Origin of the sequence: Paraglaciecola sp. L3A3 (genome assembly GCF_009796765.1) — a bacterium.
Taxonomy (GTDB): Bacteria; Pseudomonadota; Gammaproteobacteria; order Enterobacterales; family Alteromonadaceae; genus Paraglaciecola.
In genome coordinates this window covers 2,210,729-2,237,611 of sequence record NZ_CP047023.1, presented here as the reverse complement: position 1 = coordinate 2,237,611, position 26,883 = coordinate 2,210,729, and the positions used below count along the sequence as shown (strand labels likewise).

General features: G+C 37.8%; 25 protein-coding genes. 16 read left to right on the top strand and 9 right to left on the bottom strand.

Annotated features, from left to right (window positions below; translation table 11 throughout):
• The first annotated feature begins 272 nt into the window (after window positions 1-272).
• Entirely contained in the window at window positions 273-2,741 is a 2,469-nt protein-coding gene (gene fadE, locus GQR87_RS09305) for an acyl-CoA dehydrogenase FadE (protein WP_158968671.1), read from the top strand.
• Window positions 2,742-2,809: 68 nt separating this feature from the next.
• Here fadE and GQR87_RS09300 read toward each other — a convergent pair whose 3' ends face one another.
• A complete protein-coding gene (locus GQR87_RS09300) occupies window positions 2,810-3,442 on the bottom strand; it encodes a response regulator transcription factor (RefSeq protein WP_158968669.1) in 633 nt (210 codons plus the stop codon).
• Between the two features lie 93 nt (window positions 3,443-3,535).
• Complete coding sequence (gene acs, locus GQR87_RS09295) at window positions 3,536-5,479, bottom strand: acetate--CoA ligase (protein WP_158968667.1); 1,944 nt, start codon at window positions 5,477-5,479, stop codon at window positions 3,536-3,538.
• Between the two features lie 143 nt (window positions 5,480-5,622).
• Between acs and cmoA the strand changes: the two genes are divergently transcribed.
• The 4 genes from cmoA (at window position 5,623) to GQR87_RS09275 (ending at window position 8,754) form a co-directional block, all read left to right on the top strand.
• Entirely contained in the window at window positions 5,623-6,354 is a 732-nt protein-coding gene (gene cmoA / locus GQR87_RS09290; protein ID WP_158972953.1) for a carboxy-S-adenosyl-L-methionine synthase CmoA, read from the top strand.
• Between the two features lie 121 nt (window positions 6,355-6,475).
• Entirely contained in the window at window positions 6,476-7,447 is a 972-nt protein-coding gene (cmoB, locus tag GQR87_RS09285; protein WP_158968665.1) for a tRNA 5-methoxyuridine(34)/uridine 5-oxyacetic acid(34) synthase CmoB, read from the top strand.
• Window positions 7,448-7,514: 67 nt separating this feature from the next.
• Window positions 7,515-7,874, top strand: a complete 360-nt coding sequence (locus tag GQR87_RS09280; RefSeq protein WP_158968663.1) for a tol-pal system YbgF family protein — start codon at window positions 7,515-7,517, stop codon at window positions 7,872-7,874.
• 4 nt (window positions 7,875-7,878) lie between these two features.
• Window positions 7,879-8,754, top strand: coding sequence for an alpha/beta hydrolase (locus GQR87_RS09275; RefSeq protein WP_158968661.1), 876 nt, complete (start codon window positions 7,879-7,881; stop codon window positions 8,752-8,754).
• A gap of 64 nt (window positions 8,755-8,818) precedes the next feature.
• Here the strand turns inward: GQR87_RS09275 and GQR87_RS09270 are convergent, their stop codons facing one another.
• Both GQR87_RS09270 and lldD read right to left on the bottom strand, forming a co-directional pair.
• Window positions 8,819-9,160 (bottom strand): PBPRA1643 family SWIM/SEC-C metal-binding motif protein, encoded by a 342-nt coding sequence (locus GQR87_RS09270; protein ID WP_158968659.1) that lies wholly within the window; start codon window positions 9,158-9,160, stop codon window positions 8,819-8,821.
• A 151-nt stretch (window positions 9,161-9,311) separates the two neighbouring features.
• Window positions 9,312-10,448: an FMN-dependent L-lactate dehydrogenase LldD gene (gene lldD, locus GQR87_RS09265; protein WP_158968657.1), complete on the bottom strand. Its 1,137-nt coding sequence runs from the start codon at window positions 10,446-10,448 to the stop codon at window positions 9,312-9,314.
• Window positions 10,449-10,589: 141 nt separating this feature from the next.
• Here lldD and GQR87_RS09260 point away from each other — a divergent pair, with 141 nt between their 5' ends.
• Window positions 10,590-11,528, top strand: coding sequence for a LysR family transcriptional regulator (locus GQR87_RS09260; RefSeq protein ID WP_233267443.1), 939 nt, complete (start codon window positions 10,590-10,592; stop codon window positions 11,526-11,528).
• Between the two features lie 89 nt (window positions 11,529-11,617).
• On the opposite strand, the gene ppsA is transcribed toward GQR87_RS09260, so the two are convergent.
• Window positions 11,618-13,993 (bottom strand): phosphoenolpyruvate synthase, encoded by a 2,376-nt coding sequence (ppsA, locus tag GQR87_RS09255; protein WP_158968655.1) that lies wholly within the window; start codon window positions 13,991-13,993, stop codon window positions 11,618-11,620.
• Between the two features lie 193 nt (window positions 13,994-14,186).
• Between ppsA and GQR87_RS09250 the strand changes: the two genes are divergently transcribed.
• A complete protein-coding gene (locus GQR87_RS09250; RefSeq protein ID WP_158968653.1) occupies window positions 14,187-14,999 on the top strand; it encodes a pyruvate, water dikinase regulatory protein in 813 nt (270 codons plus the stop codon).
• 379 nt (window positions 15,000-15,378) lie between these two features.
• Complete coding sequence (locus tag GQR87_RS09245) at window positions 15,379-16,284, top strand: GntR family transcriptional regulator (protein ID WP_233267442.1); 906 nt, start codon at window positions 15,379-15,381, stop codon at window positions 16,282-16,284.
• 317 nt (window positions 16,285-16,601) lie between these two features.
• On the opposite strand, the gene GQR87_RS09240 is transcribed toward GQR87_RS09245, so the two are convergent.
• Window positions 16,602-16,748: a hypothetical protein gene (locus GQR87_RS09240; protein WP_158968651.1), complete on the bottom strand. Its 147-nt coding sequence runs from the start codon at window positions 16,746-16,748 to the stop codon at window positions 16,602-16,604.
• Between the two features lie 212 nt (window positions 16,749-16,960).
• On the opposite strand from GQR87_RS09240, the gene GQR87_RS09235 reads away from it, so the two are divergent.
• The 3 genes from GQR87_RS09235 (at window position 16,961) to GQR87_RS09225 (ending at window position 19,908) form a co-directional block, all read left to right on the top strand.
• Window positions 16,961-17,857, top strand: a complete 897-nt coding sequence (locus GQR87_RS09235; protein WP_158968649.1) for an amidohydrolase — start codon at window positions 16,961-16,963, stop codon at window positions 17,855-17,857.
• A gap of 303 nt (window positions 17,858-18,160) precedes the next feature.
• Window positions 18,161-18,988, top strand: a complete 828-nt coding sequence (locus GQR87_RS09230; protein ID WP_158968647.1) for an amidohydrolase — start codon at window positions 18,161-18,163, stop codon at window positions 18,986-18,988.
• Window positions 18,989-19,128: 140 nt separating this feature from the next.
• Window positions 19,129-19,908 (top strand): IclR family transcriptional regulator, encoded by a 780-nt coding sequence (locus GQR87_RS09225; protein WP_158968645.1) that lies wholly within the window; start codon window positions 19,129-19,131, stop codon window positions 19,906-19,908.
• A 156-nt stretch (window positions 19,909-20,064) separates the two neighbouring features.
• On the opposite strand, the gene GQR87_RS09220 is transcribed toward GQR87_RS09225, so the two are convergent.
• Both GQR87_RS09220 and fucP read right to left on the bottom strand, forming a co-directional pair.
• Complete coding sequence (locus GQR87_RS09220) at window positions 20,065-20,412, bottom strand: L-rhamnose mutarotase (protein WP_158968643.1); 348 nt, start codon at window positions 20,410-20,412, stop codon at window positions 20,065-20,067.
• 2 nt (window positions 20,413-20,414) lie between these two features.
• On the bottom strand, window positions 20,415-21,833 hold the full coding sequence (fucP, locus tag GQR87_RS09215) for an L-fucose:H+ symporter permease (RefSeq protein ID WP_158968641.1): 1,419 nt from the start codon (window positions 21,831-21,833) through the stop codon (window positions 20,415-20,417).
• Window positions 21,834-22,138: 305 nt separating this feature from the next.
• On the opposite strand from fucP, the gene GQR87_RS09210 reads away from it, so the two are divergent.
• From GQR87_RS09210 to GQR87_RS09190, 5 genes are read left to right on the top strand one after another with little or no spacing between them, the layout of a single operon-like run.
• The gene (locus GQR87_RS09210) at window positions 22,139-22,435 is read left to right on the top strand and encodes a UxaA family hydrolase (RefSeq protein WP_158968639.1); all 297 of its coding nucleotides are present in this window, start codon (window positions 22,139-22,141) and stop codon (window positions 22,433-22,435) included.
• A gap of 1 nt (window position 22,436) precedes the next feature.
• Window positions 22,437-23,621, top strand: coding sequence for a UxaA family hydrolase (locus tag GQR87_RS09205; RefSeq protein WP_158968637.1), 1,185 nt, complete (start codon window positions 22,437-22,439; stop codon window positions 23,619-23,621).
• A 13-nt stretch (window positions 23,622-23,634) separates the two neighbouring features.
• Window positions 23,635-24,675 carry an aldo/keto reductase gene (locus GQR87_RS09200; RefSeq protein ID WP_233267441.1) on the top strand — a complete coding sequence of 347 codons (1,041 nt, stop codon included), beginning with the start codon at window positions 23,635-23,637 and terminating at the stop codon, window positions 24,673-24,675.
• A gap of 60 nt (window positions 24,676-24,735) precedes the next feature.
• Entirely contained in the window at window positions 24,736-25,509 is a 774-nt protein-coding gene (locus tag GQR87_RS09195; protein ID WP_158968635.1) for an SDR family NAD(P)-dependent oxidoreductase, read from the top strand.
• A gap of 58 nt (window positions 25,510-25,567) precedes the next feature.
• Window positions 25,568-26,413 carry a fumarylacetoacetate hydrolase family protein gene (locus GQR87_RS09190; RefSeq protein WP_158968633.1) on the top strand — a complete coding sequence of 282 codons (846 nt, stop codon included), beginning with the start codon at window positions 25,568-25,570 and terminating at the stop codon, window positions 26,411-26,413.
• A 94-nt stretch (window positions 26,414-26,507) separates the two neighbouring features.
• Here GQR87_RS09190 and GQR87_RS09185 read toward each other — a convergent pair whose 3' ends face one another.
• A complete protein-coding gene (locus GQR87_RS09185) occupies window positions 26,508-26,867 on the bottom strand; it encodes a DUF2750 domain-containing protein (RefSeq protein WP_158968631.1) in 360 nt (119 codons plus the stop codon).
• Between the last annotated feature and the right edge of the window lie 16 nt (window positions 26,868-26,883).

Genomic DNA, 26,883 nt, shown 5'->3' with positions numbered 1-26,883 from the left:
TTTAACACAAACTTATTAATAGTGCGCTACGCGTCCCCCACATCTTATCTGAATGAATCCTGTTTGTTCTTATATTTGCTGTATTTAACAAAGAGCATGCAATACCCCATCCCATTAGCACCATCAAAATCTACTAGTGCATTCTAAGACTTCACTTTTTAAAGTGAATGGGAATAATAAAAAACTGCATAATTTATCTACTCAATATTCTTGATCTTTGCTAAACATAGAGATAACGTTAGCTTTCTGGTCTGACCTCCAAAGGAGTTATTATGCAAGTACTTAGTTGGCTATTATTTGTCACTTTAACATTAGGTGTAGTGAGTTATTTTCGTATGAAGCTATTTAATGCTTCAATTGCTGTTTTTTGTTTATTTTTAATTGGCCATATATTTGGCTTCGTTGGGCAGTGGACCTGGGCGGCATTTTTAATTATTGCTGTGCCATTAAATATCGAGTCGATCCGCAAGAAATATATTAGCTCTCCTATTCTGAAACTTTACAAACAAATCATGCCCGAAATGTCGAGTACGGAAAAAGACGCAATAGACGCCGGTACTGTTTGGTGGGACGGAGAATTATTCAGCGGTAATCCCAATTGGCAAACATTACATAATATACCTCAAGCCCGACTCACCGCTGAGGAACAAGCTTTTTTAGACGGTCCTGTAGAACAAGTTTGTGGCATGAATGATGATTGGCATGTCACTCACAAAGAAACTGATTTATCAGCCGAAGTCTGGCAGTTTTTAAAAGATAATAAATTTTTCGCCATGATCATCAAAAAAGAATATGGCGGTCTCGATTTTTCAGCTTATGCACAGTCTCGGGTGTTACAAAAACTTGCCGGTACTAGTGCTGTATTATCTAGCACTGTAGGGGTACCAAACTCCTTAGGGCCTGGCGAATTATTACAACTTTATGGTACCAAAGAGCAGCAAGATCATTATTTACCTAGATTAGTTACGGGTGAAGAAATCCCTTGTTTTGCCCTAACGGGCCCTGAAGCAGGCTCTGACGCTGGCTCCTTACCTGACACAGGTATTGTTTGCAAAGGTGATTGGAACGGTGAAGAAATATTAGGCATGAAGCTAACCTTTGATAAAAGGTACATTACTCTGGCCCCCGTTGCTACTGTCATAGGTTTAGCCTTCAAAATGTATGATCCAGATGGGCTGCTAGGCGAACAAAAAGAATTAGGTATTACCTGTGCATTATTACCAAGAGATACCGAAGGTGTTGATATAGGCAATCGCCACTTTCCTCTTAATGTACCTTTTCAAAATGGACCTATTCGAGGTAAAGACATTTTTGTACCTTTGGATTACATTATTGGCGGCCCAGAGATGATTGGTCATGGATGGCGTATGTTAGTAGAGTGCCTATCTGTAGGGCGTGTTATTACTTTGCCTTCAACCTCTGCCGGCGGGGCAAAAACCATAGCCCTTGCAACAGGTGCTTATGCACGTATCCGTAGACAGTTCAAACTGCCAATCGCTAAAATGGAAGGTATTGAAGAAAAACTAGGAAGTATCGGCGCCAACGCTTATTTAATGGATGCTGTCACATCATTGTCTACTAAAGCTGTCGACTTAGGCGAAAAACCTTCTGTGATATCGGCAATTTGTAAATACCACTTAACCGAAAAAATGCGTCAACTTGTCTCTGATTCTATGGATATTCATGGCGGTAAAGGCATTATGCTTGGGCCAAATAATTATCTAGGTCGAGGCTACCAAGGTGCGCCCATTGCTATAACGGTAGAAGGCGCTAACATACTCACTAGAAACATGATGATTTATGGGCAAGGTGCCATGCGTTGTCATCCCTATGTATTAGCTGAACTAACAGCTGCTAGTCATGAAAACGAGGGTGAAAGTTTAGAACAATTTGATCAAGCTGTTTTCGGGCATATAGGTTTTGCCATTAGTAACTTCTTCCGCAGTATTTGGTTTTCCCTTAGTGGTGCTTGTTTAGCTCATGCTCCATTTATGGATGATACCAAAGGATATTATCGTTCTATGCAGCGTTATAGTTCAAATATGGCTTTATTGTCTGATGTAGCTATGGCAACTCTTGGTGGCGACTTAAAACGTCGTGAAAGAGTCTCAGCTCGTTTAGGCGATGTCCTCAGTTACCTTTACTTAGCTTCCTGTGTGTTAAAACGTTTTGACGATGAAGGACGCCGTAGAGAAGACAGTCCTCTTATGCACTGGGCAATGCAAGATTGTTTATACAAACTCGAAATAGCCCTTGATGAGCTATTAAACAACTTCCCTAATAAATGGCTAGGCAAAGCCCTTAAATTAATCATCATGCCTTTTGGTAAAAAGTATCAACGTCCAAGTGATGAATTAGATCATAAAATTGCCAAGATCCTGCAAACTCCTAACGACGTCAGAACGCGTTTAGGTAAAGGACAATATCTAGCCAGAATCGAAGGCAGTTTACTCGGAGACTTAGAGCTAACCCTGGAGAATATTGTTGCCGTTGAACCCATTTACGATTTAATCTGTAAAAAGGCCAACAAACGCCTGCCCTTTACCCAGCTAGATAAATTAGCCGAGCTAGGTTTAGAATTAGCAGTGATTACACAAGAGCAAGCTGATCTATTAATTGAGACTGAAAAAGGTCGGTTACGTACGATTAATGTCGATGATTTTGCCCCAGAAGAATTATTAGGTGGAGTACCTAAGCCAAATAAACCAAAAAGAAAGCCACGGGTAACTAAATCGGTATAAAAAATATAAAAACAAAAAAGCCCTGGAAACAGGGCTTTTTAATATCAGTATCTTTATCGTAATGCTATCTAATCTAAATCTAAACCTTTAAGCAACAACACAGCTTGAGTGCGTGTATTAACATTAAGTCTTCTTAAAATAGCACTAATATGAGCTTTGACTGTGGCTTCAGTAATATTCAAATTATAAGCAATTTGTTTATTCAACAAGCCCTCTTGAACTAGTTTTAACACTTCAGACTGCTTAGGGGTTAATTCACTAATTAAGCGAATTAAATCTAAACCTGAAAGTTCATCATTGTCTTGCAAGACAATGCCATTAGGCAACCATACTTCGCCTTTCATCACTTGCTTTAAAGCTTCGGCTATAACTGATGTTGAGGTGGATTTAGGTATAAAACCTTTAGCACCTAAGGCCATAACTTTACTAATAACCTTTATAGAATCACTGGCGGATACCACCACTACAGGTATGTTAGGGAAATTTTGCAATATATGAATTAAACCATATAAATTTTCACAACCAGGCATGTCTAAATCTAACAAAGCTAAATTTATATCTGTATTGGCCCGTAATGTTGAAATTGTAGAAGCTAAATCATCAGATTCTACAATGTCTACATTTTCAAAAAGTGGTGTTAGTGCCCCAACCAAAGCTTCCCTATAAAGCGGATGATCATCTGCAATTAAAAATTTTACCATTCAATACTCGTCCTATGCAGTAACGGATAATGTTACCTTATTAAAACTATACTAAAGGATTATTGATAAAATTAATAATATATAGTTCAGATCTTACTTATTAAATCTATTTTCAATTAAATCATCTACCACACTTGGATCAGCCAAGGTAGAAGTATCGCCTAATTGTTCATGTTCGTTTGCAGCAATTTTACGTAAGATACGACGCATAATTTTACCAGATCTGGTTTTAGGTAGTCCATTCGTCCATTGTATAAAATCTGGGCTAGCAATGGGGCTTAAGTCATCTCTTACCCACTGACGTATGGCTTTTGTTAATTCCTCAGTGACTTGAGTGCCATCAGTCGGTAACAAGTAAACATAAATCCCCTGCCCTTTAATATCATGAGGATAACCGACAACAGCTGCCTCAGCAACAGCAGGATGGGCCACTAATGAACTTTCGATTTCAGCGGTACCTAAACGATGGCCAGAAACATTCAGTACGTCATCAACACGACCAGTTATCCAAAAGTAACCGTCTTCGTCACGTTTAGCGCCATCACCAGTGAAATAAACGTCGTCATAAGTACTAAAATAAGTTTGAATAAAACGTTCATGATCCCCCCATACACTTCTAGCTTGACCAGGCCAAGAGCCTGTAATCACCAAATTACCTTCCGCTTCTCCGGTTAACTGTTTTCCATCATTTGACATTAAAGCAGGTTTAACCCCAAAAAATGGCTTAGATGCCGATCCCGGTTTTAAATCGGTCACACCAGGTAGTGGAGTTATCATTATGCCACCGGTTTCAGTTTGCCACCATGTATCCATGATTGGGCAAGTTGCATTACCAATTTTTTGATAATACCAATTCCAAGCCTCAGGATTAATGGGTTCGCCCACACTGCCCAAAATACGTAATGTTTCTCGAGTACTATCCTTAATAGGTTCATCTCCTTTTGCCATTAATGCTCTGATGGCCGTTGGAGCGGTATATAAAAGTGTTACCTTATGTTTATCGACAATTTGCCCCATACGTTTTACATCAGGGTATGTAGGTACACCTTCGAACATTAAAGTAGTCGCGCCATTCGCTAAAGGACCATAAACAATATAAGAATGCCCAGTGATCCAGCCGACATCGGCAGCACACCAATAAATGTCTGCAGGTTTACAATCAAATACATATTGGTGAGTCATTGAGGCATACACCATATAACCGCCTGTAGTATGCACGACTCCTTTTGGTGACCCTGTTGAACCCGATGTGTATAATATAAATAACGGGTCTTCTGCATTCATTGGCTCTGGAGCACAGACACTGGACGATTGTTCCACTAGATCATGCCACCAAATATCACAATTTTCAGACCAATCCACCTCGCCACTAGTATTTTTAAATACGATTACTCTTTCAATACAAGCCGCTTCTTTTTTAGCTAGAGCTTTATCTACATTATCTTTTAATGGCACACACTGACCGCCACGACGACCTTGGTCAGCGGTAATCACTACTTTAGCAGCACAATCTTGGATCCGATCAGCTATTGCATGGGGAGAAAAGCCACCAAAAACCACTGAGTGCACAGCACCAATCCTTGCACAGGCTAGCATGGCATAAGCAGCCTCAGGTACCATAGGCATATAAATCACAACCCTATCGCCCTTAACTACCCCTAAACTTTTTAATCCATTGGCTAATTTACATACTTGTTCATGTAATTCACCATAACTAATGTGTTTATCTGTAGCAGGATCATCTCCTTCCCAAATAATGGCTGTTCGTTCGGCGTTGTTGGCTAAGTGCCTATCAATACAGTTGTCACTAGCATTAAGTTGACCATCATAAAACCACTTAATATTGGCATTTTGCTTAGAAAAGTTACTGTCACAAATTTTTGTATAAGGTTTAATCCAATCTAAACGTTGTCCATGTTCGTTCCAAAAATCAGCAGGATTATCTATTGAACTTTGATACATGCTTTCATATTCAGACTTATTTAGATAAGCGGCTTCTTTGGCTTTTTGGCTGACAGGATAGAGTTTTTCTAACATTTTTGTTCAGTTCCTTTTACAATAATTTTCTATATTTTACATAAGGTATAAAACTAAACCCTTATTGGCAAGAATGTAAATTGATTGAAGTGCATTGGACAGGTAGAATTGCCACCAATTTTACACTAGCCACAGTAATGATTATGAACTCAGGTAAAGACGCAATTTATTCACAACCACAACAAGTGGGCTCCTTTGCTTTTGATCAAAATGTAGCCGAAGTATTTCCTGACATGATCCAGCGCTCTGTGCCTGGCTATAGCACCATCGTTGATGCCATTGGTCAACTTTGTGGCCGTCACGCAACTGACAATAGTCAGATCTTCGACTTAGGTAGTGCCTTAGGTGCAGCCAGTTTAGCGGCCAGTAAATATGTGCAAGCAAAAAATTGTCAAATCATAGCGATTGATAATTCAGAGGCCATGGCAAAACGTTGTGAATTACATGTGCAAGCCTATAAATCGTCAACACCTATTAAAGTCATATGCGATGATTTACAAAACATTGAAATCGACAATGCTTCATGTGTCATTATGAATTTTACCTTACAATTTATTGCACCTGAACAAAGGGCAGCTATTATTGCAAAAATTTATGCCGGCCTAAATAAAGGCGGTATTCTTATTTTGTCAGAAAAACTTAAGCATGACAGTCAACAGGGCAATGAATTATTGATTGATCTGCATCATGAGTTTAAACGTCGCAACGGCTACAGCGACTTAGAAATCAGTCAAAAACGCACCGCATTAGAAGATGTGATGCGTACAGATACATTTGAGCAACATCAAACTCGCTTAAAAACAACTGGGTTCACCGATGTAATACGTTGGTTTACCTGCTTTAATTTTTCATCCATGGTGGCGATAAAAGGTTAAAAGATTCGAGATTCGAGATTCGAGCAAAGTATATTCCCCTATATGAAAATATAGATACCTAATATTTATCTTTATCTGTAGCTAGAACCCCGCAGCTCACTACTGCTTTTAAGGAGGCCACTTGGCTGTTACTTGGTTTAACGATTTTTACAAACAGATTGCTGACTCCCCTTTGAGTCATTGGCTTGAAGTATTACCGGCACAAATTGCCCATTGGCAAAAAGAACAGTTACATGGTGACTTTAATAAATGGGTGAAGTTACTCGGTAAATTACCAGCAACTGAGCCTTCTGAAATCAAGCTAAAAGACAAGGTTGAATTTGGCCTAGAGTCAGATATAAACGACTATACTCAAAAACACATCACTGGATTACTTAAACAATTCGCTCCTTGGCGTAAAGGTCCTTTTCACCTACACGGCATCCATATCGATACTGAATGGCGCTCTGATTGGAAATGGGACAGAGTACAACCTCACATTCAATCACTGAAAGATAGATATGTGTTAGATGTAGGATGTGGCAGTGGATATCACATGTGGCGCATGTTAGGTGAAGATGCAAAAATGGTAGTTGGCGCAGATCCGTCGCAACTTTTCTTGATGCAATTTCAGGCAATCAAACATTTTAACTCTGCCGTTAACATTCACCTTTTACCCGTAGGAGTTGAACAACTTCCTGAATTAAAAGCCTTTGATACTGTTTTCTCGATGGGCGTTTTATACCATAGACGTAGCCCCATTGATTTTTTGTATCAATTAAAAAGCCAGTTACGTAAAGGCGGAGAATTAGTGCTGGAAACCTTAGTGGTTGAAGGTGATGAACAAACCGTATTAATGGCGGGTGAAAGATACGCACAAATGCGCAATGTTTGGTACCTCCCCAGCACTGTAGCATTAACAGTATGGATGCAAAGAGTGGGCTTCAAAAATATCAAAGTTGTCGATGTAGCCCATACTTCTGTTCAAGAACAAAGAGCAACAGAATGGATGGACAGCCATTCTTTAGTCGACTTTCTTGACCCGAATGACCACAGTAAAACTATAGAAGGCTACCCTGCTCCTTTAAGAGCAGTGATAGTCGCAGAAGTTTAATATATACATTTACAACTAAATTTAAACAGGGAGTTTTGTTATCAAATTTTATAAAGTATTAGTCGTAATGATCAGTTTGAATCTAATTGGTTGCAGCTTAGGACCTAGCGCAGCCAACCGCTCACATAAAGCTTATATTGCGGGCGAATATGCTGAATCCATAAGATTAGCTAATAGGGCTTTATCAACCTACGAATATGACAAAGAAGAAAAAGCTAACTTACTTTATTTAAAAGCAGATAGTTATGCCAAATTAAATCGCTACACAGATGCTTATGGCATTATTCAATATATATTTAAAACCTATCCAGAAACCGAAGCTTTTTATCGAGCAAAAACCCTAATAACGTCTGTAGCAAAACATTTACAACAAAAACCTATTATTAAGCCGAAAGTGAAACAAAAAACAGTCACTCAGGCTATCTGAAATAATGCTAAATAAATGTCACTTTTTGCTATTCGTTCCATGCTTTTTCTTTAGTACGGTAATAAACGCTCAACAGATTTTAGCTTCTACTGGAACCGTACTTGAAAATATCACTTATGCCACATTTTCCAAAACAAAAGTACAACTGGATTTATATCAACCTCAAACTAAAGGCATCCATCCTGCAATAGTATTAGTACATGGTGGAGGCTGGGTAAATGGCTCTAGAAAAGGTTTCCATCAAATGGCTTTATCTCTTGCCGAACGTGGATATGTGGTAGCAAATATTGATTATAGATTAGCAACTCAGGCTCAATTCCCAGCAGCAGTGCAAGATACAAAAGCCGCTGTCCGTTGGTTACGTCAACATGCAAAACTGTATAATATTGATCCGGGAAAAATAGCTGGGATTGGCGGCTCTGCTGGTGGACATCTAATTGCTATGGCCGCTTTAACCGGCCATAGCAAAAAATTTAGTGATGATTATAATTACCCAGAAATCTCAAGTGAATTACAAGCAGTAATATTAATGGGCGCAGGTGTTGATCAAGTCACTCGTGCCGAAAACGCCAAAAATCAGTATGTAAAAAACTGTGTTATCTTTTTTGCTGGCAGTCTAAAAGATAAACGTGAGGTATACATACAAGGCTCCCCCATTACTCATATTTCGGCCAATGCGCCGCCCATTCTAATGGTTGATGGTGGCCAAGATAATCCTGGCGCTAGGTATGTGGATTTTATTCCTAAGCTGCAAAGATTTGGAATTGAGTACCAATTTAAAGTCATTGCTGACGCGAAACATGGGCAATGGTTGAAAGAAAAATATTTGCATAGTTACGTCAATACGTTTGATACATTTTTACAGGCCCATTTACACTAAAATAAATGGGCTAAATGTTAAAATAAAGGAGTGTTATGCCAAGATAAACGAGATAATTGCTTTTTTATCCGCAACACTTTTTGTATTTTTTACCGCTACCACAAGGACAAATATCATTCCGTCCTGGTAATTTTTCAACTTTCACTGAAGATGTTTTATTCAATAACATTGTCAGTTCTGAGATAGACTCTACAGCCCCTTCACTGTTATCAATACTAATATCGGCATATAACTGTGCATCAGCGACTAACGCCTCAACTACAACTTTGCGAGTTTCATTTGTTACCACTAACTGCAAAGGATATTTTTTACTACCCGAGATACGTGACGCATCACGTTCGTAGCCATATTTAATATGGCTTTGACGGGCATCTTGGCGACCTTTGAAAAAGAATTTGTCTGACATTTAACGATCCAAATTAAGAAATGAGTAGCAAAATAATTAACTATTAATTTAGGCTACATTTGCGCCGCTGAGTCTAACATGCTTATAGATAAGGTGATAAAGAAAGGCAGTACAAAAAACAAATTTTGTCTATACTGCCAACCAAGATAAATCAAAGATTAACTAATGAGTCTCGACTTAAGTCAGAAATGCTTTTAGCACCAGTTAATGTCATTGCGACTCGCATCTCTTTTTCATACAAATCCAGTAAGTTCTCTACACCTGCTTGACCTTGTGCCGCTAAGGCATAAATAAATGAGCGACCAAGCAGAGTACAATCAGCCCCCAAGGCTAACATCCTTACGACGTCTAGTCCTGTTCTGATACCTGAATCAGCAAAAATCTTAATGTCACCTTTGACTGCATCAGCGATATCAGGTAACGCTCTAGCAGACGAAAGAACACCATCTAACTGTCGACCGCCGTGGTTTGACACCACAATCCCGTCAGCACCAAAACTCACGGCATTTTTTGCATCTTCTACATCTAGGATACCCTTAATCACCATAGGACCATCCCAAAAATCTCTTACCCATTCAAGGTCTTTCCATGAAATAGAAGGATCAAAGTTTTCTCCTAACCAACCTATGTAATCTTCAAGCTTGGTGGGCTCACCGCGATAAGTTGAAATATTACCTAAATCATGAGGCTTACCAAAAACGCCCACATCAAACGCCCATTGAGGATGTAACATAGACTGAAATATTCGTCTAACAGCAGCATTAGGACCACTCATACCAGAATGCATATCTCGGTATCTAGCTCCCGGAACTGGCATATCGACAGTAAACACTAAAGTCGTTACCCCTGCAGCTTTAGCTCGTTCTAATACATTTTTCATAAAGCCACGATCTTTAAGTACATAAAGTTGAAACCACATTGGGCGCTCAAGAACAGGAGCTACTTCTTCAATTGGACAAACTGAAACTGTTGACATGATAAAAGGTAGGCCTTTGTTTTCAGCCGCTTTTGCCGCCTGTACCTCACCTCTTCGAGCATACATACCAGTCAAACCTACAGGCGCAAGAGCAATTGGCATAGCTAGTTTTTCGCCGAAAATTTCAGTTTCTAAATTTAGATCTGACATATTATTCAGAATTCTCTGGCGCAATGCGACCTCAGCTAAATCTTCTGTATTACGTTTTAATGTATGCTCACCATATGAGCCTCCATCAATGTAATGAAACAAAAATGGAGGTAGTTTGGCTTTTGCAGCTTTACGGTAATCAGTTGATGCTGAAATAATCATGTTGTCATCCTAAAGTTATGCTCAAATTTACTGTTCAAATGGATTGACAGTTAATACAAGAGTCTTATCTAAGGTAGTTTTCTACCTAATTTAAATATTAAACTAATTTACTGCTTTATTTTTTATGAATAAATAGAAATAATGAAAAACATTATTTCCAAAAACATATTAATCATGCAAGCAAACGATTTAATCCTATTTACCCAGGTGATTGAGCTAGGTAGTTTCAGCAAAGTAGCTGACGCCAACAAGCTGACCAACTCTGTGGTGAGTAAACGCATAGCTCGCTTGGAGAAAGATCTTGGGGTGCAGCTGTTATACCGAACAACACGAAAATTAACCCTCACAGAAGCAGGTAGGATCCTGCTACAAAAAGCGAGAATGGTTCGTCAAACAACCACTGAGGCTTTAGATGCTCTATCAGGGTTTGGTGAAAATATATCTGGTCACATACGTATGTCGGTGCCCACTATTTCAGGTGAATTATTGTTGGCCGATTTAGTGTCTAACTTTTGCAAAACTTATCCCAATATTAATATTGAATTACGCCTTGAAAACAACCTTATTGATTTAGTGGAAGAAGGCATTGATCTAGCTATTCGAACAGCAAAAATGCAAGACTCATCGTTAATCGCTAGCAAAATAATCGATTCATCATGGGTTGTTTGTGCCTCTGCCGAATACTTACTTCATTCTGAAAAATTAGAAGTATTAGCGGATTTAAAACAACACAATTGTTTACGTTATGACTTACAAACGGAAGGCAGCAGTGATTGGCGTTTTATTCAGGGTAAAAAATCATTGTCTGTAGAGGTATCTGGTTCACTTTCTTCAAATAATGCTTTGAGTCTAAAAAAAGCAGCTTTAAACAACAGTGGAATTATTTATGTTCCTAAATGTTCTGTCCATGAAGAATTATTATCTGGCTCATTACAACCAGTCTTAAGTAATTTCACCCCAAGAGTTTTGGGTGTCTATGCCGTTTATCCTTATACTCGACACCAACCGCAAAAAATAAAATTACTGATTGAAGAAATACGCAAAGCTTATCAAAATCTAAGCCATTATTTTATGTTGTAAAATTACGTTAGAAACAAGTTTATTGCACAAATTTTTGTATAAAAAAACCGCTTTAGAAAACTAAAGCGGCATTACCTACAAAACAACAATTATTTTGCGTGTTTTTCACCTAAATATAACCAAGTTTCGACAACCGTATCAGGGTTCAACGACACACTATCTATGCCCTGTTCTACTAACCATTGAGCTAAATCTTCGTGATCAGATGGCCCTTGACCACAAATACCCACATATTTACCGCGTTTTTTGGCTGCTTGAATGGCCATAGCAAGTAAAGCTTTAACAGCTGGATCTCTCTCATCGAACAAATGAGCGATTAGACCTGAATCTCTATCTAAGCCTAAAGTTAATTGAGTTAAATCGTTAGAGCCAATAGAGAAACCATCAAACATATCCAAGAATTGATCGGCCAATAGTGCATTTGATGGTAGTTCACACATCATAATGACTCTTAAACCATTTTCACCTTGCACTAAGCCTTGTTCTGCCAACAAGTCTAAGACTTTACGGCCTTCATCAAGGGTTCGAATAAAAGGGATCATTATCTCAACATTAGTCAGATCCATTTTATTTCTAACTCGTTTAATGGCTTCACACTCTAGTGCAAAACATTCACGAAAATTATCTGAAATATACCGACTTGCTCCACGGAAACCGAGCATTGGATTTTCTTCATCGGGTTCATATTGGTCGCCCCCCACTAAATTGAAATATTCGTTAGACTTAAAGTCAGACATACGAACAATCACTTTTTGCGGATAAAAAGCTGAAGCTATAGTCGAAATACCTTCAACCAATTTTTCAATATAAAACTCAACGGGTGATGCATAGCCAGCGATCATCTCAGTTATTTCAGATTTTAATTCATTTGATTGCTGCTCAAAATTAAGTAAAGCTTTTGGATGAATACCAATCATTCGATTGATAATAAACTCCAATCTAGCCAAACCGACGCCAGCACTAGGCAAACGAGCAAAATCAAATGCTCGGTCAGGGTTACCTACATTCATCATGACTTTTAAAGGCAATTCAGGCATAGAGTCAATATTAGAAGTTACCACATCAAAATCTAACACATCGTCATATATAAAACCCGTATCGCCTTCGGCGCAAGACACAGTAATTTTGTCTCCAGTAGCGATCGAATCAGTAGCATTACCACAACCCACAATTGCAGGTATCCCTAGCTCTCGAGCGATAATTGCCGCATGGCAGGTTCTGCCGCCACGGTTAGTCACTATGGCGGAAGCCTTTTTCATGATGGGCTCCCAATCTGGATCTGTCATATCAGTAACCAAGACATCACCAGGTTGAATCTTGTCCATTTCTTCAACACCGCTAAGTACTTTAGCCATACCTGCGCCAATCTTATGACCGATAGCACGACCTTCACAGACTATTTTAGCTTTACCGTTTAATCTGAAACGCTCAATGACTTGAATATTTTCACGACTGCGCACAGTTTCTGGGCGTGCTTGAACTATATACAGCTTTCCGTCTATACCATCTTTGGCCCATTCAATATCCATTGGACGTTTGTAATGTTTTTCAATAATCACAGCTTGTTTTGCAAGCTCCATTACTTCTTCATCAGTAAGTGAGAATTGACAACTATCAGCAGCATCAATATCAACGATTTCAACTTGTTTTCCATGTTCTAGAGCATCGGAGTAAATCATTTTAGTTAATTTGCTACCCAAGTTTCTGCGCACTACGGCTGGAACGCCTTTTTCTAAAGTCGGTTTATGAACATAAAATTCATCAGGATTTACCGCCCCCTGAACCACCATTTCTCCTAGTCCATATGATGATGTGATAAATACAACATCTTCAAAGCCAGACTCAGTATCAATAGAAAACATCACACCAGAAGAAGCACAGTCACTACGCACCATTCTTTGCACGCCAGCTGATAAAGCGACACCTTTATGGTCATAACCTTGGTGAACTCGATAAGAAATAGCTCGGTCGTTAAATAATGAGGCATAAACATGTTTAATCGCCAACATGACGGCATCATAACCTTTAACGTTTAGGAAGGTTTCTTGCTGCCCTGCGAATGAAGCATCAGGCATATCTTCAGCAGTAGCAGATGACCTTACGGCAAATGAAGCTGCATCCCCAGACTCACCTTGCAGTGTTTCAAAAGCACTTTTAATTTCACTTTCTAACTCAGGTAAAAAAGGCGTCTCGATAATCCAATTACGAATAGTCTCACCGGCTTCTGCCAACGCGGCTATGTCTTCAACATCAAGTGAATCCAATAATTCATGAATACGGTCTTCCAATCCACTTTGTTGCAAAAACACGTTAAACGCATAGGATGTTGTGGCAAATCCACCAGGTACTTGTACACCAGCATTTGCTAAATTCGAAATCATCTCACCCAATGATGCGTTTTTACCACCAACGGTACCGACATCACCCATACCAAGATGCTGATACCATAAAACGTGTTGTTGCATTTTAATTCTCCAAACTGAATTTTAAGGTTGTGTGTATCAAAAAAAATAAATATATGTAGAGTACAGAAGCGTTAAATAGGGATTTATTTATCCTCTTAGATTTAACCTAAATGAATTGTAGAATGAGTCTTTTATGAAAGTAAAATTTAATTCAGTTACGTAATTTAATTACAACATTGTTAAGGAAATGTTAATGATAACAGCGTATTATATATCAGATGGAACAGCCATAACGTCCGAAGTTTTTGGCCATGCACTCCTTAGTTTATTTGAGGTTGAGTTTAATCATGTGACTATTCCATTTGTCGAAACAGTCGAACAAGCGGAAATAGTAAACAAAAAAATATCTGAAAGTTTTCAAGATGACAAACAAAGACCATTAGTGTTTCATACCATAGTCAATTTAGATGTGCGAAAAGTCATTTCCAGATCCATCGGGATTAATTACAACTTTCTTGATCAATTTGTAGCGCCACTAGAAAAAGTTTTAGGTGTTCCAGCCAAACCAGAAAAACATCGAACTCACAGCATTCATGAAAAAACCTATGATATTAGAATCGAAGCTGTCAATTATGCTCTGGCTAACGACGACGGCTCTAATTTAAAGGATTATCATGAAGCTGATATTATTTTGGTAGGCGTGTCTCGCTCAGGTAAAACACCAACTAGCCTATACCTAGCATTACAATACGGAATTAAAGCTGCTAATTACCCTTTCACCGAAGATGATATGGGAGAGATCCTTCGTCTACCCAAAATTCTCAGGCAGTTTAAAAATAAATTATTTGGTCTTACCATTGAAGCACAACGCTTACATCAAATTCGTTCAGAACGAAAAGCGAATAGTCGTTATGCATCTTTACCACAATGTAAAATGGAATTGAGAGAAGTAGAAAATTTATATCGGAAAGAAAAAATTCCTTTTTTAAACAGCACTCATTTTTCTATTGAAGAAATATCAGCCAAAATATTGGCTGAAACAGGATTAAAACGTAAAAATTATTAGGTCTTTTATAACAAAAAACAACAAAACTTGGCCTTTTATCAGCAAAGCCGTAGCGCAAAAAAATAATGATAATATATGGGGAGGAAGAATTAATATTCTCTCCATTTACCCGCAAAATATAAAGTAAAATAAATGTTATCAAATAGTTAACTTAACATGTGTATATGTATGTGAACTTACACATGACTATCAATATGGCTAGACATAAAATATCTAGCTAATATTTGCGGTTAATCACTTGGTTGGTGTTATTTGAATAGAAGAGATATAATTTTATTTAAGCTGTATATTTTCCTATAAACATCTGTAAAATCAAGAAAATATATTTGTTAAAAAATAATACTTACACACTCGATTAATTGTTATCAAGGAAAAAGATTTGAGTACTAAAACCTACCTGTTTAAACAATCAATCAATCGTATGCTACAACTAATTATTGAACTTCCCGCAGGGGAAAATGTTATGGCTAACGATATTGAATTGACAAAATTGTTAAATATTAGCCGTACAACTGTGCGCTCATGTGTTGAGTACTTAAATGAACAAGGCATAGTTAAAAGAGAAGGTCCTAACAAAATAGTATTACGTCAGCCTGAAGAAGCTGATTTCTTTGATATTAAAAACAAAAACTCATCCAAAGATATACAAATAGAAAAATATTTTTTGAATCTGATAAATACTGGACAGTTAGTACCGGGTGACAGATTTTCAGAACTTAGTTTAGCTAAAAACTCTGGTTGTACCACGATTACTGTTCGTGAATTTTTGATTAAATTCTCTAATAATGGTTTGATTGAAAAAATTCCTCGTGGCCGTTGGAAAATGGTGAAATTTGATGAAGAGTTTGCTCGTGAATTAGTTGCATTTAGAGAAATGGTTGAAATGCGTGCGATTACTGAATTATTAAAGTTACCTAAAGACCATCCTGTTTGGCAAGAATTGAAAGAGCTATTAATCAAACATCAAGAAGTCAGCCATGATATGGAAAATCGCTATATGGAATTTCCAGACTTAGATCGTGCCTTACACCTTATTATCTTAAAAAGTGCTCACAACAGATTTACTCAACAATTTTTTGATATTGTTTCTTTTGTTTGTCACTACCATTATCAATGGGATAAGACAGGTGAAATTGAACGGTTTACAGTCGCTATAAATGAACATATCGATTTATTAAACAACTTAATAACCTACAATAATGCAGGTGCCATAATGAGCTTGGAGAGACATTTACAAACAGCAGAAACCACATTGTTACGCTGCGTGCACGGATTAGAAAAATAAAGTCTCCATCCCCTACTTAATCACTCATTGAAGTTTTTGGCAACAAAGCGAGTTTAAATAAACTGACTTTGTTGCCTAACGTTATTTAACCTGAACTCGGGTTAATAAGTGTGTATTAATTAAATTTATACTTAAAATTCAGCGGGTTGAAAACGCGCATTCGTTTGGGTTGACATCCCCCTTACTCGATGACGAAAATTTTGTGGATAGCAAGGCGGATTGTCGTACGCATTAGCTGGCTATTTTAGAAGATCCAACGCCGCTAGGCGCAAAAAGAGCGTTATTGAGAGGCTCGGCTTATCCAGTACTCAGGTTATTTACCATCCCCCATATTGAACATATTTAACTTCTTCGCTTTTGCCAACAGCCCATCGACCACGATGGGGAAATAATGTCCGGTCGACCGTTTCACTATTAGTTTCATCCAGTAATGGTAGCAAAGCGCGGTCATCTGACGTTTGCATAGTAACAGGTAAACTCACACCAGCTAGATCAACAAAGTTTTATATTTACAACTTATTTCATACTCAAAATATCAAGAATAACAAAAACATGCTAATTTTCGTGCTCTAAATAGAAATATTACAGATTAAGTTTACAAGCCCTTCAACGTTTGATATACAGAACATTACATTAAATATAAATCATTATTTATTTAATAATCGGTGAAAAAATCATGAACGATCGTACTAAAATAACGAAACCAATTCGGCTAGATAGTCATAGGTTAGTTTGGCAACATGGTCCTGACTATTATAATTGGCTGACAGAAGATATGTATCAAGCGCCTGTTAATATTCAAGCGGAAAAACTAATAAAACGAAACCATTTACCAGGAATTTCAAAGATAATATTGGTTCAAGCTGTCGCCAATATTGAACAAACAAAATACTTATTGCGACTGGCACATTTAAACGACTCCATAGTTGGTGTGATAGCCTGCATAGATATGTATTCACCTGATGCAATTAGAGATATTGCCAGACTGGCAATTGACCCATACTTCAAAGGAATTAGACCTAAACTACAAAATTCTGCAGAATCCGATTGGATGTTGGCTGCCAAATTTGAGCCGATATTTAATTGTTTATCAAATTTTGGGTTGAGTTTCGATGCTTTAGTGAAACCTCGGCATCTCGAGGCTTTGTTAGTGATAATCAATCGTTTTCCTGAACTTAAAATTGCCATTGATCATATAGTGAAACCAAATGTCACAATGAGACATTTTGAAACGTGGGCAGAAAACATTTTTCAAATATCAAGCCATAGCCATGTATTTTGTAAGCTAACGGGATTAATAGAAGGCTCACATCACAATGCTAACTTAGAGCCGGTAATACCTTATATGCAGCATTTAATAGAAAGTTTCGGTGCGAAAAAATTGATGTGGGGAAGCGATTGGTCTGTGCTTAATCTAGCAACAGATTACAAACAATGGCTTGGTCTCACCGAAGCATTTTTATCATCAATGACTGAAGATGAAAAACACAATATTTGGTCACTTGCGGCAAGTGATTTTTATAATATAAAACACGACATATTAAAACCACAACATCTAATGGAAGCCTGCTAATACCAATTCGCATTGATAAGTTGCGATTCAGCGAGAGTTTAAATGCGCTTAATCAAGGCGCTTGAATGAAGGAATAGTGGGTCTATTTTGAGTTCGAGCAACACAGGGTAAGCGCATTTAAAACTCGCCTGAAAGTAATGCCCCAGCGGCTTTCCCCCTGCGTTCTTGGTATTTAAAAGCGAACAACCATTCCTTTATTGTTCAAAAACCGCTGGAAGTATTCTCAGTGATAACTTATCAATATGGATTGGTATAAGTAGCAAACATAAATTGGCATGTTAATAATATAAACTTAAGGCTCTTATGCAACGTATTGATACTCACCACCATATATGGAAATTGTCTCGAAATGACTATCACTGGTTAACACCTAAATTAGATGTGTTATATCGGGACTATTTAATTAATGATATTGAGCCAATTTTAGAAAAAACAAACATAATAAAAACAGTATTAGTTCAAGCTGCTGATAGTTTAAATGAAACATACTTTATGTTAGATATTGCATCTAAACACGCTAAGATTGCTGGTGTAATTGGTTGGATAGACATGTTAGCTGAGGATGCGTTGGCTCAATTACAAAAATTAAGTATTCAGCCAAAATTCAAAGGCATTCGGCCCATGCTCCAGGACATTTCTGATCCAGCATGGATGTTAAATGATAAGTTAACACCAATTTTTCAGGCACTTATCACTCACAACCTTATTTTTGAAGCATTAGTAAAAACTGAGCACCTGCCTTATTTAAAGCAATTATTAGAGCGCCACCCTAAATTAAAGGTTGTGATAAATCATGGAGCTAAACCGAATATAAGCTCACAGAAAACGAAAGACTGGCATACATGGATAAAAGCCATAGCCGAAAACCACCCTGTATTTTGCAAATTATCTGGCTTAGTAACCGAAGCTCAACAACCAGTAAAATACACAGACATATCACCCTATATGACACATATTCTTCATAGTTTTGGCGCCGAGCGCATTATGTTTGGTAGTGACTGGCCTGTTATAAATTTAGCTTCTGATTATTCTACTTGGATAAAGTATGTGGAACGATTTGTCGCTCCGCTCAGTTTGCAACAACAAAAGGCTATTTGGTACGATAATGCAAAGCAGTTTTATCAACTTTAGTTCTAGGGGCTGTTGTTCTTTAGTGTATGAATTTTGTTCAAAAGCCCCTAGTGAACTAAAATAAAATTTACTTTATGGAATACTAGGACCGACCTAAGTATACTAACCTCAACAATTTACGACTCGAATATAAGTTAATAATGGAAGAAAAAAATAAAAAACGCAGCTATTCAGCACCTGCGTTAGAAAAAGGTTTTGAAATTCTAGAGCTATTAGCAGAAGTTCAAGAACCTATGTCGCTAACTCAAATATCCACCACTTTAAATCGCTCTAAAAGTGAAATTTATCGCATGGTTGCGGCTTTAGAGACTCGGGGATATTTGGCCAGAAATGAAGGTGGCGATTTCTTCCATATCACTAATAAGTTGTTTGATTTGGGAATGAAAGTCCCTCCTGTAGGCACGTTAGTAGAGGCTGCATTTCCAATCATGCACAAATTATCTGCTGAGATAATGCAATCGTGTCATATTGCCGTTGCCAACCAACAACGTATGGTTGTAATTGCTCGTGTTCAAAGTCCTGCTATTGTTAGTTTATCAGTTCGGGTAGGACATCACTTAGAATTATTTAAAACAGGCTCAGGACGGGTTTTATTGTCTTATATGCCTGAAAATGTTAGAGAACAATCGTTGCAAGATTTTGCAAAAACTGATGAAGAATTCAATCGAGAAGAGTGTGAAACACTGATCGGTAGAATTTTGAGTAAAGGTCATGCAAGATCTAAAAGCCCAATTGTCACAGGACTAACTGATTTATCATTTCCTATATTTTTAGGTCATACAAAAGAAGTCATTGCCTGTCTGACTGTACCTTTTATAGAAGAAAAAGGCATTTCATTGAGCCTTGCCAAAACCGAAGCCCATGTGAAAAAAGCCGCTGCTGAGCTTTCTGTTATGGCACAAACTTATAGTGGTTTTTAACCGTCTATAAACTCAATCGCCTAGTCAGTAAAAAAGGTCAAATTCGTTTCGAATTTGACCTTTTTTGTTTAAAACAATCAGTCCTTGCATTTTATAACAATTCCATTAAATAACTATGCACTCAACGAGAACTTATTTGAGTTGGTATTGGTAAAATCAATGTTCTTCAAGGCAAAAAATATTAGTGACTGCTTGCCATTTCCCTGCATTAGGTTCGTTAGGATCGACTTTCTGAAACTTTTCCATCAAACGCTCCCACGCTTGGATTTTTTCATTATTAAAGTCTGCTTTAGCTTTTTTCTCAAAGCTAAAAGATTCAGTGACTTCAATCACCATGATCAACAACAAATCTTGTCTAAAAATTTTCATCGATATAATTTCGGAATTTTTAATACTATCAATGACCTCAGGCCAGACTTTACCTGGCTTATGATAATCTTCATATTCTTGAATAAGCTCAGCGTCATCTCGTAAATTAAGTGTTAAGCAATGTGTTTTACTCATGTTTAAGCCTTTTTATTATGAATGTAATTAACTCTAAATCCATATGTAGCAATCACCACAAAACAAATTAGAGGTAGTACAAACGAAGTTTGTACTGATGGAATAGAGTTAATAATAGGTTGAGCATCGATTAGTGCCGCTTGTAATGGTGGCATTAAAGCCCCACCCACTATCGCCATCACCAATCCAGCGGATGCTAAACTTGCGTCGTCGCCCATATCTTGTAGTGCCAACCCATAGATAGTGGGGAACATCAAAGACATAGCAGCCGACACACCAATTAAACTATATAAACCAGCAAAACCTGTTAAAAATATTGCGCCTAAAATAAAACCAATGCCACAAGCGGCCAATATCATTAATAAATGACCCGGTTTAAAAAATCCAAGTAAGAATGTGCAGATAAAACGACTTGCTAAGAAAAGACTCATAGCGACTATATTGTAACCCTGAGCTTCTGCTGAGGTTAACCCCACCACTGTCATGCCGTAATGGATAATAAAGGTCCAGCACATGATTTGTGCTCCTACATAAAACGCTTGGGCAATCACCCCTTCTATATATCTATTATTATTTTTCAGACGTATAAATGTTTCTTTTAGCTCACCGAGGGTTAATGGATTCTGCTGAGACATAGTTTTTGGTAATTTAAAAAATAAATAAACAAAAAATAAAATGGTGACTATTGTCGCTATTGCCACATAAGGACCGCGAACAGTAATTAAGTCAGCAGCTTGCATTGCTTGGTGGGCGACAGGATCAGCGGCTGCAAAATCATGTAATGCTTGAGTTAACTTTCCATCCACCATTGAAGGTAACATATCTTTATACTCGGGATGAGCAAGTTTTTCAGCTTGCCTAAATTCTTCAACTTGTAACTTATTTAAAATCAAGGTCGAGGCAACAAACATGCCCGTTAAAGAACCGATTGGGTTAAATGCCTGAGCTAAATTAAGTCGCCTAGTTGCAGTATCCTTGTGTCCCATAGATAGAATATAAGGGTTAGCAGTAGTTTCTAATAAGGCTAGACCACAGGTTAAAATACAAAGGGCCGCTAAAAAGTAATAAAACTCCATATATACGCTAGCGGGAATAAACAAGATTGCGCCAACTGCATATAAAGCAAGCCCTAGCAAGATCCCCGCTTTATAGGAAAAGCTCCTAATAAAAATAGCGGCCGGTATTGCCATCACCCCATACCCTAAATAAAACGCAAATTGCACCATGCTACTTTGGGCATTACTAATTAGAAATATATCTTTAAAAGCTTTTACCAAAGGATTAGTCACATCATTTGCAAACCCCCATAACGGAAACAGCATTGCAATTAATATAAATGGCAGCAGCATTCCTGTTTCTAATAGTGGCGGTTTATTTAAATGGGATGTTGATGGCATAGAAGATTCAACAATTTTAGACATATTTATCTCTCATATTTTAAGTACTAACTAAGCTAAGCAAAATTCAGCCAAGCTATTGTCCTATAGTTGGTTATTATTGATTAAGTAAATAATCACACAAAAGTTTTATATATTCAATAATGAATCATATTTAAAACACTTTTGTATGTATTACAATAAAAAAAATAGATATAAAAATTAGTTAATTAGATAAAATTGAACGGTTAATAGGAAGAATATATATTGACTTAATCCTTCAGACAAAATATATTTTAAATATTAAATTTTACATTAAATATAAAACACTGGGAGTTAGGACAAGCGTTATGTATTCAAAATTTGTCTTAGTAAATAAAGCAGATAATGTTTTGATTTGTTGTCAGCCAGTAAAACCTGGCGAAGTAGTCGTTATTGAAAACCTAGAATATACAATGACTACATCAATTGATGTAGGTCATAAAATTGCTAGAACCGCAATAAGCAAGCAACAAAAGGTAATCAGGTATGGGGTTCCAATTGGATCTGCCATCATAGATATTAAAGCTGGCGAACATGTTCATATGCATAATATGAAAAGTGACTATATACCTAGTCACACCAGACACGCCAAGGCTGGAGAATAAAATGCAAGGTTATTTAAGGAAGGACGGCAAGAAAGGCATTAGAAACACTGTAGTTGTCGCGTATTTGGTTGAATGTGCCCATCATGTGGCAAGAAATATCGTGTCAAAAATAGACCATGAAGATGTACAGCTAATTGGTTTTCCAGGTTGTTACCCTAATGAATATTCGCTACATATGATGGAAACACTTTGTACTCATGCCAATGTAGGTGGTGTGGTACTTGTTTCATTAGGTTGCGAAGGATTTAATAGGGAGCAACTTGCAGCAACAATAACAAGTAGTGGCCGCCCTGTTGAAACATTGGTTATCCAAAAATGTGGTGGCACAAAAACCACCATTGAAGCCGGTATTGAAAAAGCCAATGCAATATTTGATGAGATCCAATCGACCCCTAGAGTAGAAATGCCGGTAGAAGATCTGGTAATTGGTACCATATGTGGCGGTTCAGATGGAACCAGTGGGATCAGCGCCAACCCTGCCGTAGGTGTTTGTTTTGATAAATTAATAGCAGCTAATGCAACTTGTATCTTTGAAGAAACAGGTGAATTAATTGGTTGTGAACACATTATGGCTCACCGAGCAGAAACCCCAGAAATTGCCGAACAACTCATTACATGTGTTGAAAAAGCAGAAAAGTATTATACCAAAATGGGTTATGGCAGTTTTGCTCCAGGTAATGCTGAAGGTGGACTGACTACTCAAGAAGAAAAATCTATGGGGGCTTACGCTAAGTCAGGCGCTTCCAATATAAACGGCATCATTAAACCAGGTGAAGTACCCTATAAAAAAGGCTTGTTTTTAATGGATGTAGTACCTGACGGCGAACCAAAATTTGGTTTTCCTAACATAGCCGACAATCAAGAAATTGTAGAAATGATCGCTTCCGGAGCTCATATAGTGTTATTTACTACAGGTAGAGGATCGGTGGTTGGCTCAGCTATTTCTCCGGTAATAAAAATTTGTGCAAATCCAGAAACTTATAGAAACCTAAGTGAAGATATGGATGTTAATGCCGGAGCTGTTATCGAAGGAAATGCCACAGTCGATCAAGTGGGAGAAGAAATTTATCAGCAAATATTAAAGGTTGCGAATGGTGCTCCGTCTAAATCTGAAGAATTAGGCCATAAAGAATTCCTTTTAACCTATAAAACTTTTGAAAATCTCGGGCCTTCGTGTCTCCGATAAACAAGTGATTTAAATGAATATTATGAAGCACAATTTTGAAAAGCGTCAAATAGGCAACACTAAGTTACAAGTCTCTACTTTAGGATTTGGTGCGGCATCTATGGGAAATCTGTATCAAGCCGTAGCTAATAGCGAAGCTCAAGCCACCCTAACCGCAGCCATTAATGCCGGCATCAATTTGTTTGATACGGCGCCCCGTTATGGACTTGGATTAAGTGAGCGACGTGTAGGTGATGCTTTACGTGACTTGCCCGCAGCAGACTATGTGTTGTCCACAAAAGTAGGACGTATTTTAACAGCAGATCGTCAAGCCAATACATCAGAGCTTAGATATGGTTTTGCTACACCTATGCCCTTTGATGCCCATTATGATTACACCTACGATGGCATAATGCGCTCATTTGAAGACAGTTTGCAACGTTTGGGTTTAGCTAAAATAGATATTTTGTTGGTACATGATATAGGTGTCGATACACACGGCGATAAAGACCAGTTTTATTTTGATCAGCTTTCTTCAAGTGGCTATAAAGCATTAGATGAACTTAGATCGTCAGGACTAATACAAGCAGTGGGTTTAGGTGTGAACGAATCTCAAGTATGTGAACGTGCCATGGATATTGGACAATTTGATTGTTTTTTATTGGCTGGACGTTATTCACTACTAGAACAAGATCCATTACATAATTTATTACCTAAATGTATTGAACATGGTGCCTCAATTATTTTAGGCGGGCCTTATAATTCAGGTATTTTAGCCACGGGAGTTAAAGGTGATAGAGTGCCTTTATTCAACTATGAACCCGCTCCTAAAGAGATTATTAAGCAGGTTGATGAAATTGAAAACGTATGTGAAAAGTATCAAGTCACTCTAGCCGCTGCCGCGTTGCAATTTCCTCTAGGACACCCTGTTGTGTCATCTGTAATCCCTGGCCTAGGTAATGAAAGACGGGTCAAAACAACCTTAGATTTATTTTCCGAAGACATTCCAAATGAATTTTGGCAGGCATTACAAGCTAAAGGTTTATTGGACGAAAGTGCCCCTTTGCCTAGTTAGTCGAAGAACACACCTACCCCGTCTTTAGGCGTATTAATAAAACATAGATTTGGAATAAACATGACAAGTAACAAAAAGAAAGTAGCATTAGTAACAGGTGGTGGCAGTGGTATTGGTCAAAGTATCTGTTTACGTCTTGCACAAAAAGATTTAAAGATTATTGTGGTTGACCTAGACATTAATGCAGCCACAGAAACAGTCAACCTTATCAGTGCGCAAGGTGGTTTAGCAGAAGCTTATAAGTTAGATATTGCCAACCATAAAGACGTTACGTTATTGTTCAAAAATATTATCGAAGAAAATGCTATCGACATACTTGTTAATAATGCAGGTATTGCACACATAGGTAACATAGAAAATACCAGTGAAGCAGATTTAGATCGTCTATATAACGTAAATGTTAAAGGTGTATATAATTGTGTTTCGGCTTGTATCGAAGCCATGAAACAACAAAAAAGTGGGGTGATTATCAACATGGCCTCAATTGCTTCTTCGGTAGGTATTACTGATAGGTTTGCTTACTCTATGAGTAAAGGGGCTGTGTTAACTATGACTTATTCTGTCGCGCGAGATTATATTGCTGACGGTATTCGTTGTAACTGTATTTCTCCAGGCCGCGTGCACACGCCATTTGTCGACAACTTTTTAGATAATAATTACCCTGACAATCGCGATGAAATGTTCGAAAAATTATCTAAAAGTCAGCCAATAGGCCGTATGGGACAGCCCCAAGAAATTGCCGCTTTAGTGGAATATTTATGCTCTGACGAGGCTTCATTTATCACGGGTAGTAACTTCCCGATTGATGGTGGCTTTGTTACTCTAAATAACTAAACACTTAAATTTATAGCTAGTAGCTCAAAATTATTAAATGAATATATAGGACTCAACAATGAAACTTTTACGTTATGGACCTTTAGGTCAAGAAAAACCAGGCATAATCGATAACGATGGTAATATACGTTGCCTTTCAAGCATAGTGGCAGACATTAATGGCGAAACCTTATTAACTCAATTAGATAAAATTAAAACAATTGATATTAATAGCTTACCGGTTGTTGAAGGTAATGTTAGATACGGCGCATGTGTCGGCAATGTAGGAAAATTTCTTTGTGTAGGCCTTAACTATGCAGATCACGCGGCAGAATCGGGCATGCCTATTCCTGCAGAACCAGAAATTTTTACTAAAGCAACAAGTGCTGTTTGTGGACCTAACGACGACATCGTGCAACCTAAAAACAGTGACAAACTTGATTGGGAAGTAGAATTGGCCATTGTTATTGGTAAACACACTTCTTATGTGACTGAGGAAGAAGCAAAGGATCATATCGCTGGCTATTGTGTGTGTAACGATGTATCAGAACGTACATTCCAACTTGAAAAAGGTAACCAATGGGACAAAGGAAAAGGCTGTGATACTTTCGGTCCAATCGGCCCATGGTTAGTCACCTGTGACGAAGTAAGTGATCCAGAAAACTTGTCAATGTGGTTAGAAGTGAACGGTAAAAGGTTCCAAAACGGAAATACCAATACTATGGTATTTAAACCTGCCTTTATCGTTAGCTACTTAAGCCAATTCATGAGCTTACAACCAGGCGATGTGATTTCAACTGGTACCCCCCCAGGTGTGGGACTTGGCCAAAAACCACCAGTATACTTAAACCCTGGAGATAAAATAGCCTTAAGCATTGAAGGCCTTGGAACTCAAAATCAGACCGTAGTTGAATATACAAAATAGCCAATAAAAAAGCCTCTATCTAGAGGCTTTTTTATTTTCATTGAGTTACACAAATAGTGATAATAATTTAAAACATCGACTTTTTGTTACACTATTACAAGGCTTCTAATTTAGCTAACATCTGACTAAATTCAGCCAACTCTAGCTCTAAATATTCACCGGCATCTAACCATTCTACACCAATTAACACATTGTCTTCGGCTAAGTCCTCAACCCAATATTCTAACCAATCAGAAAGGCTGATGGCCATTGGTACATAGTCTTGCCATTCGTCAACACAATGCTTTTTAGCTAATACCATGCTAGACCATACCGGCATAACATCGGCATTTTCAAAGTTAATAGAATCAAGTACTACCCAGCCTTCACTGGCCTTATCTTGTAGTGCCCATAATGTTTGGGTAGTTTTTACTTGTGCCATAAAATCGGCTGATGGAATTTTATTATCTGTCATCTTGATTATTGTCTGT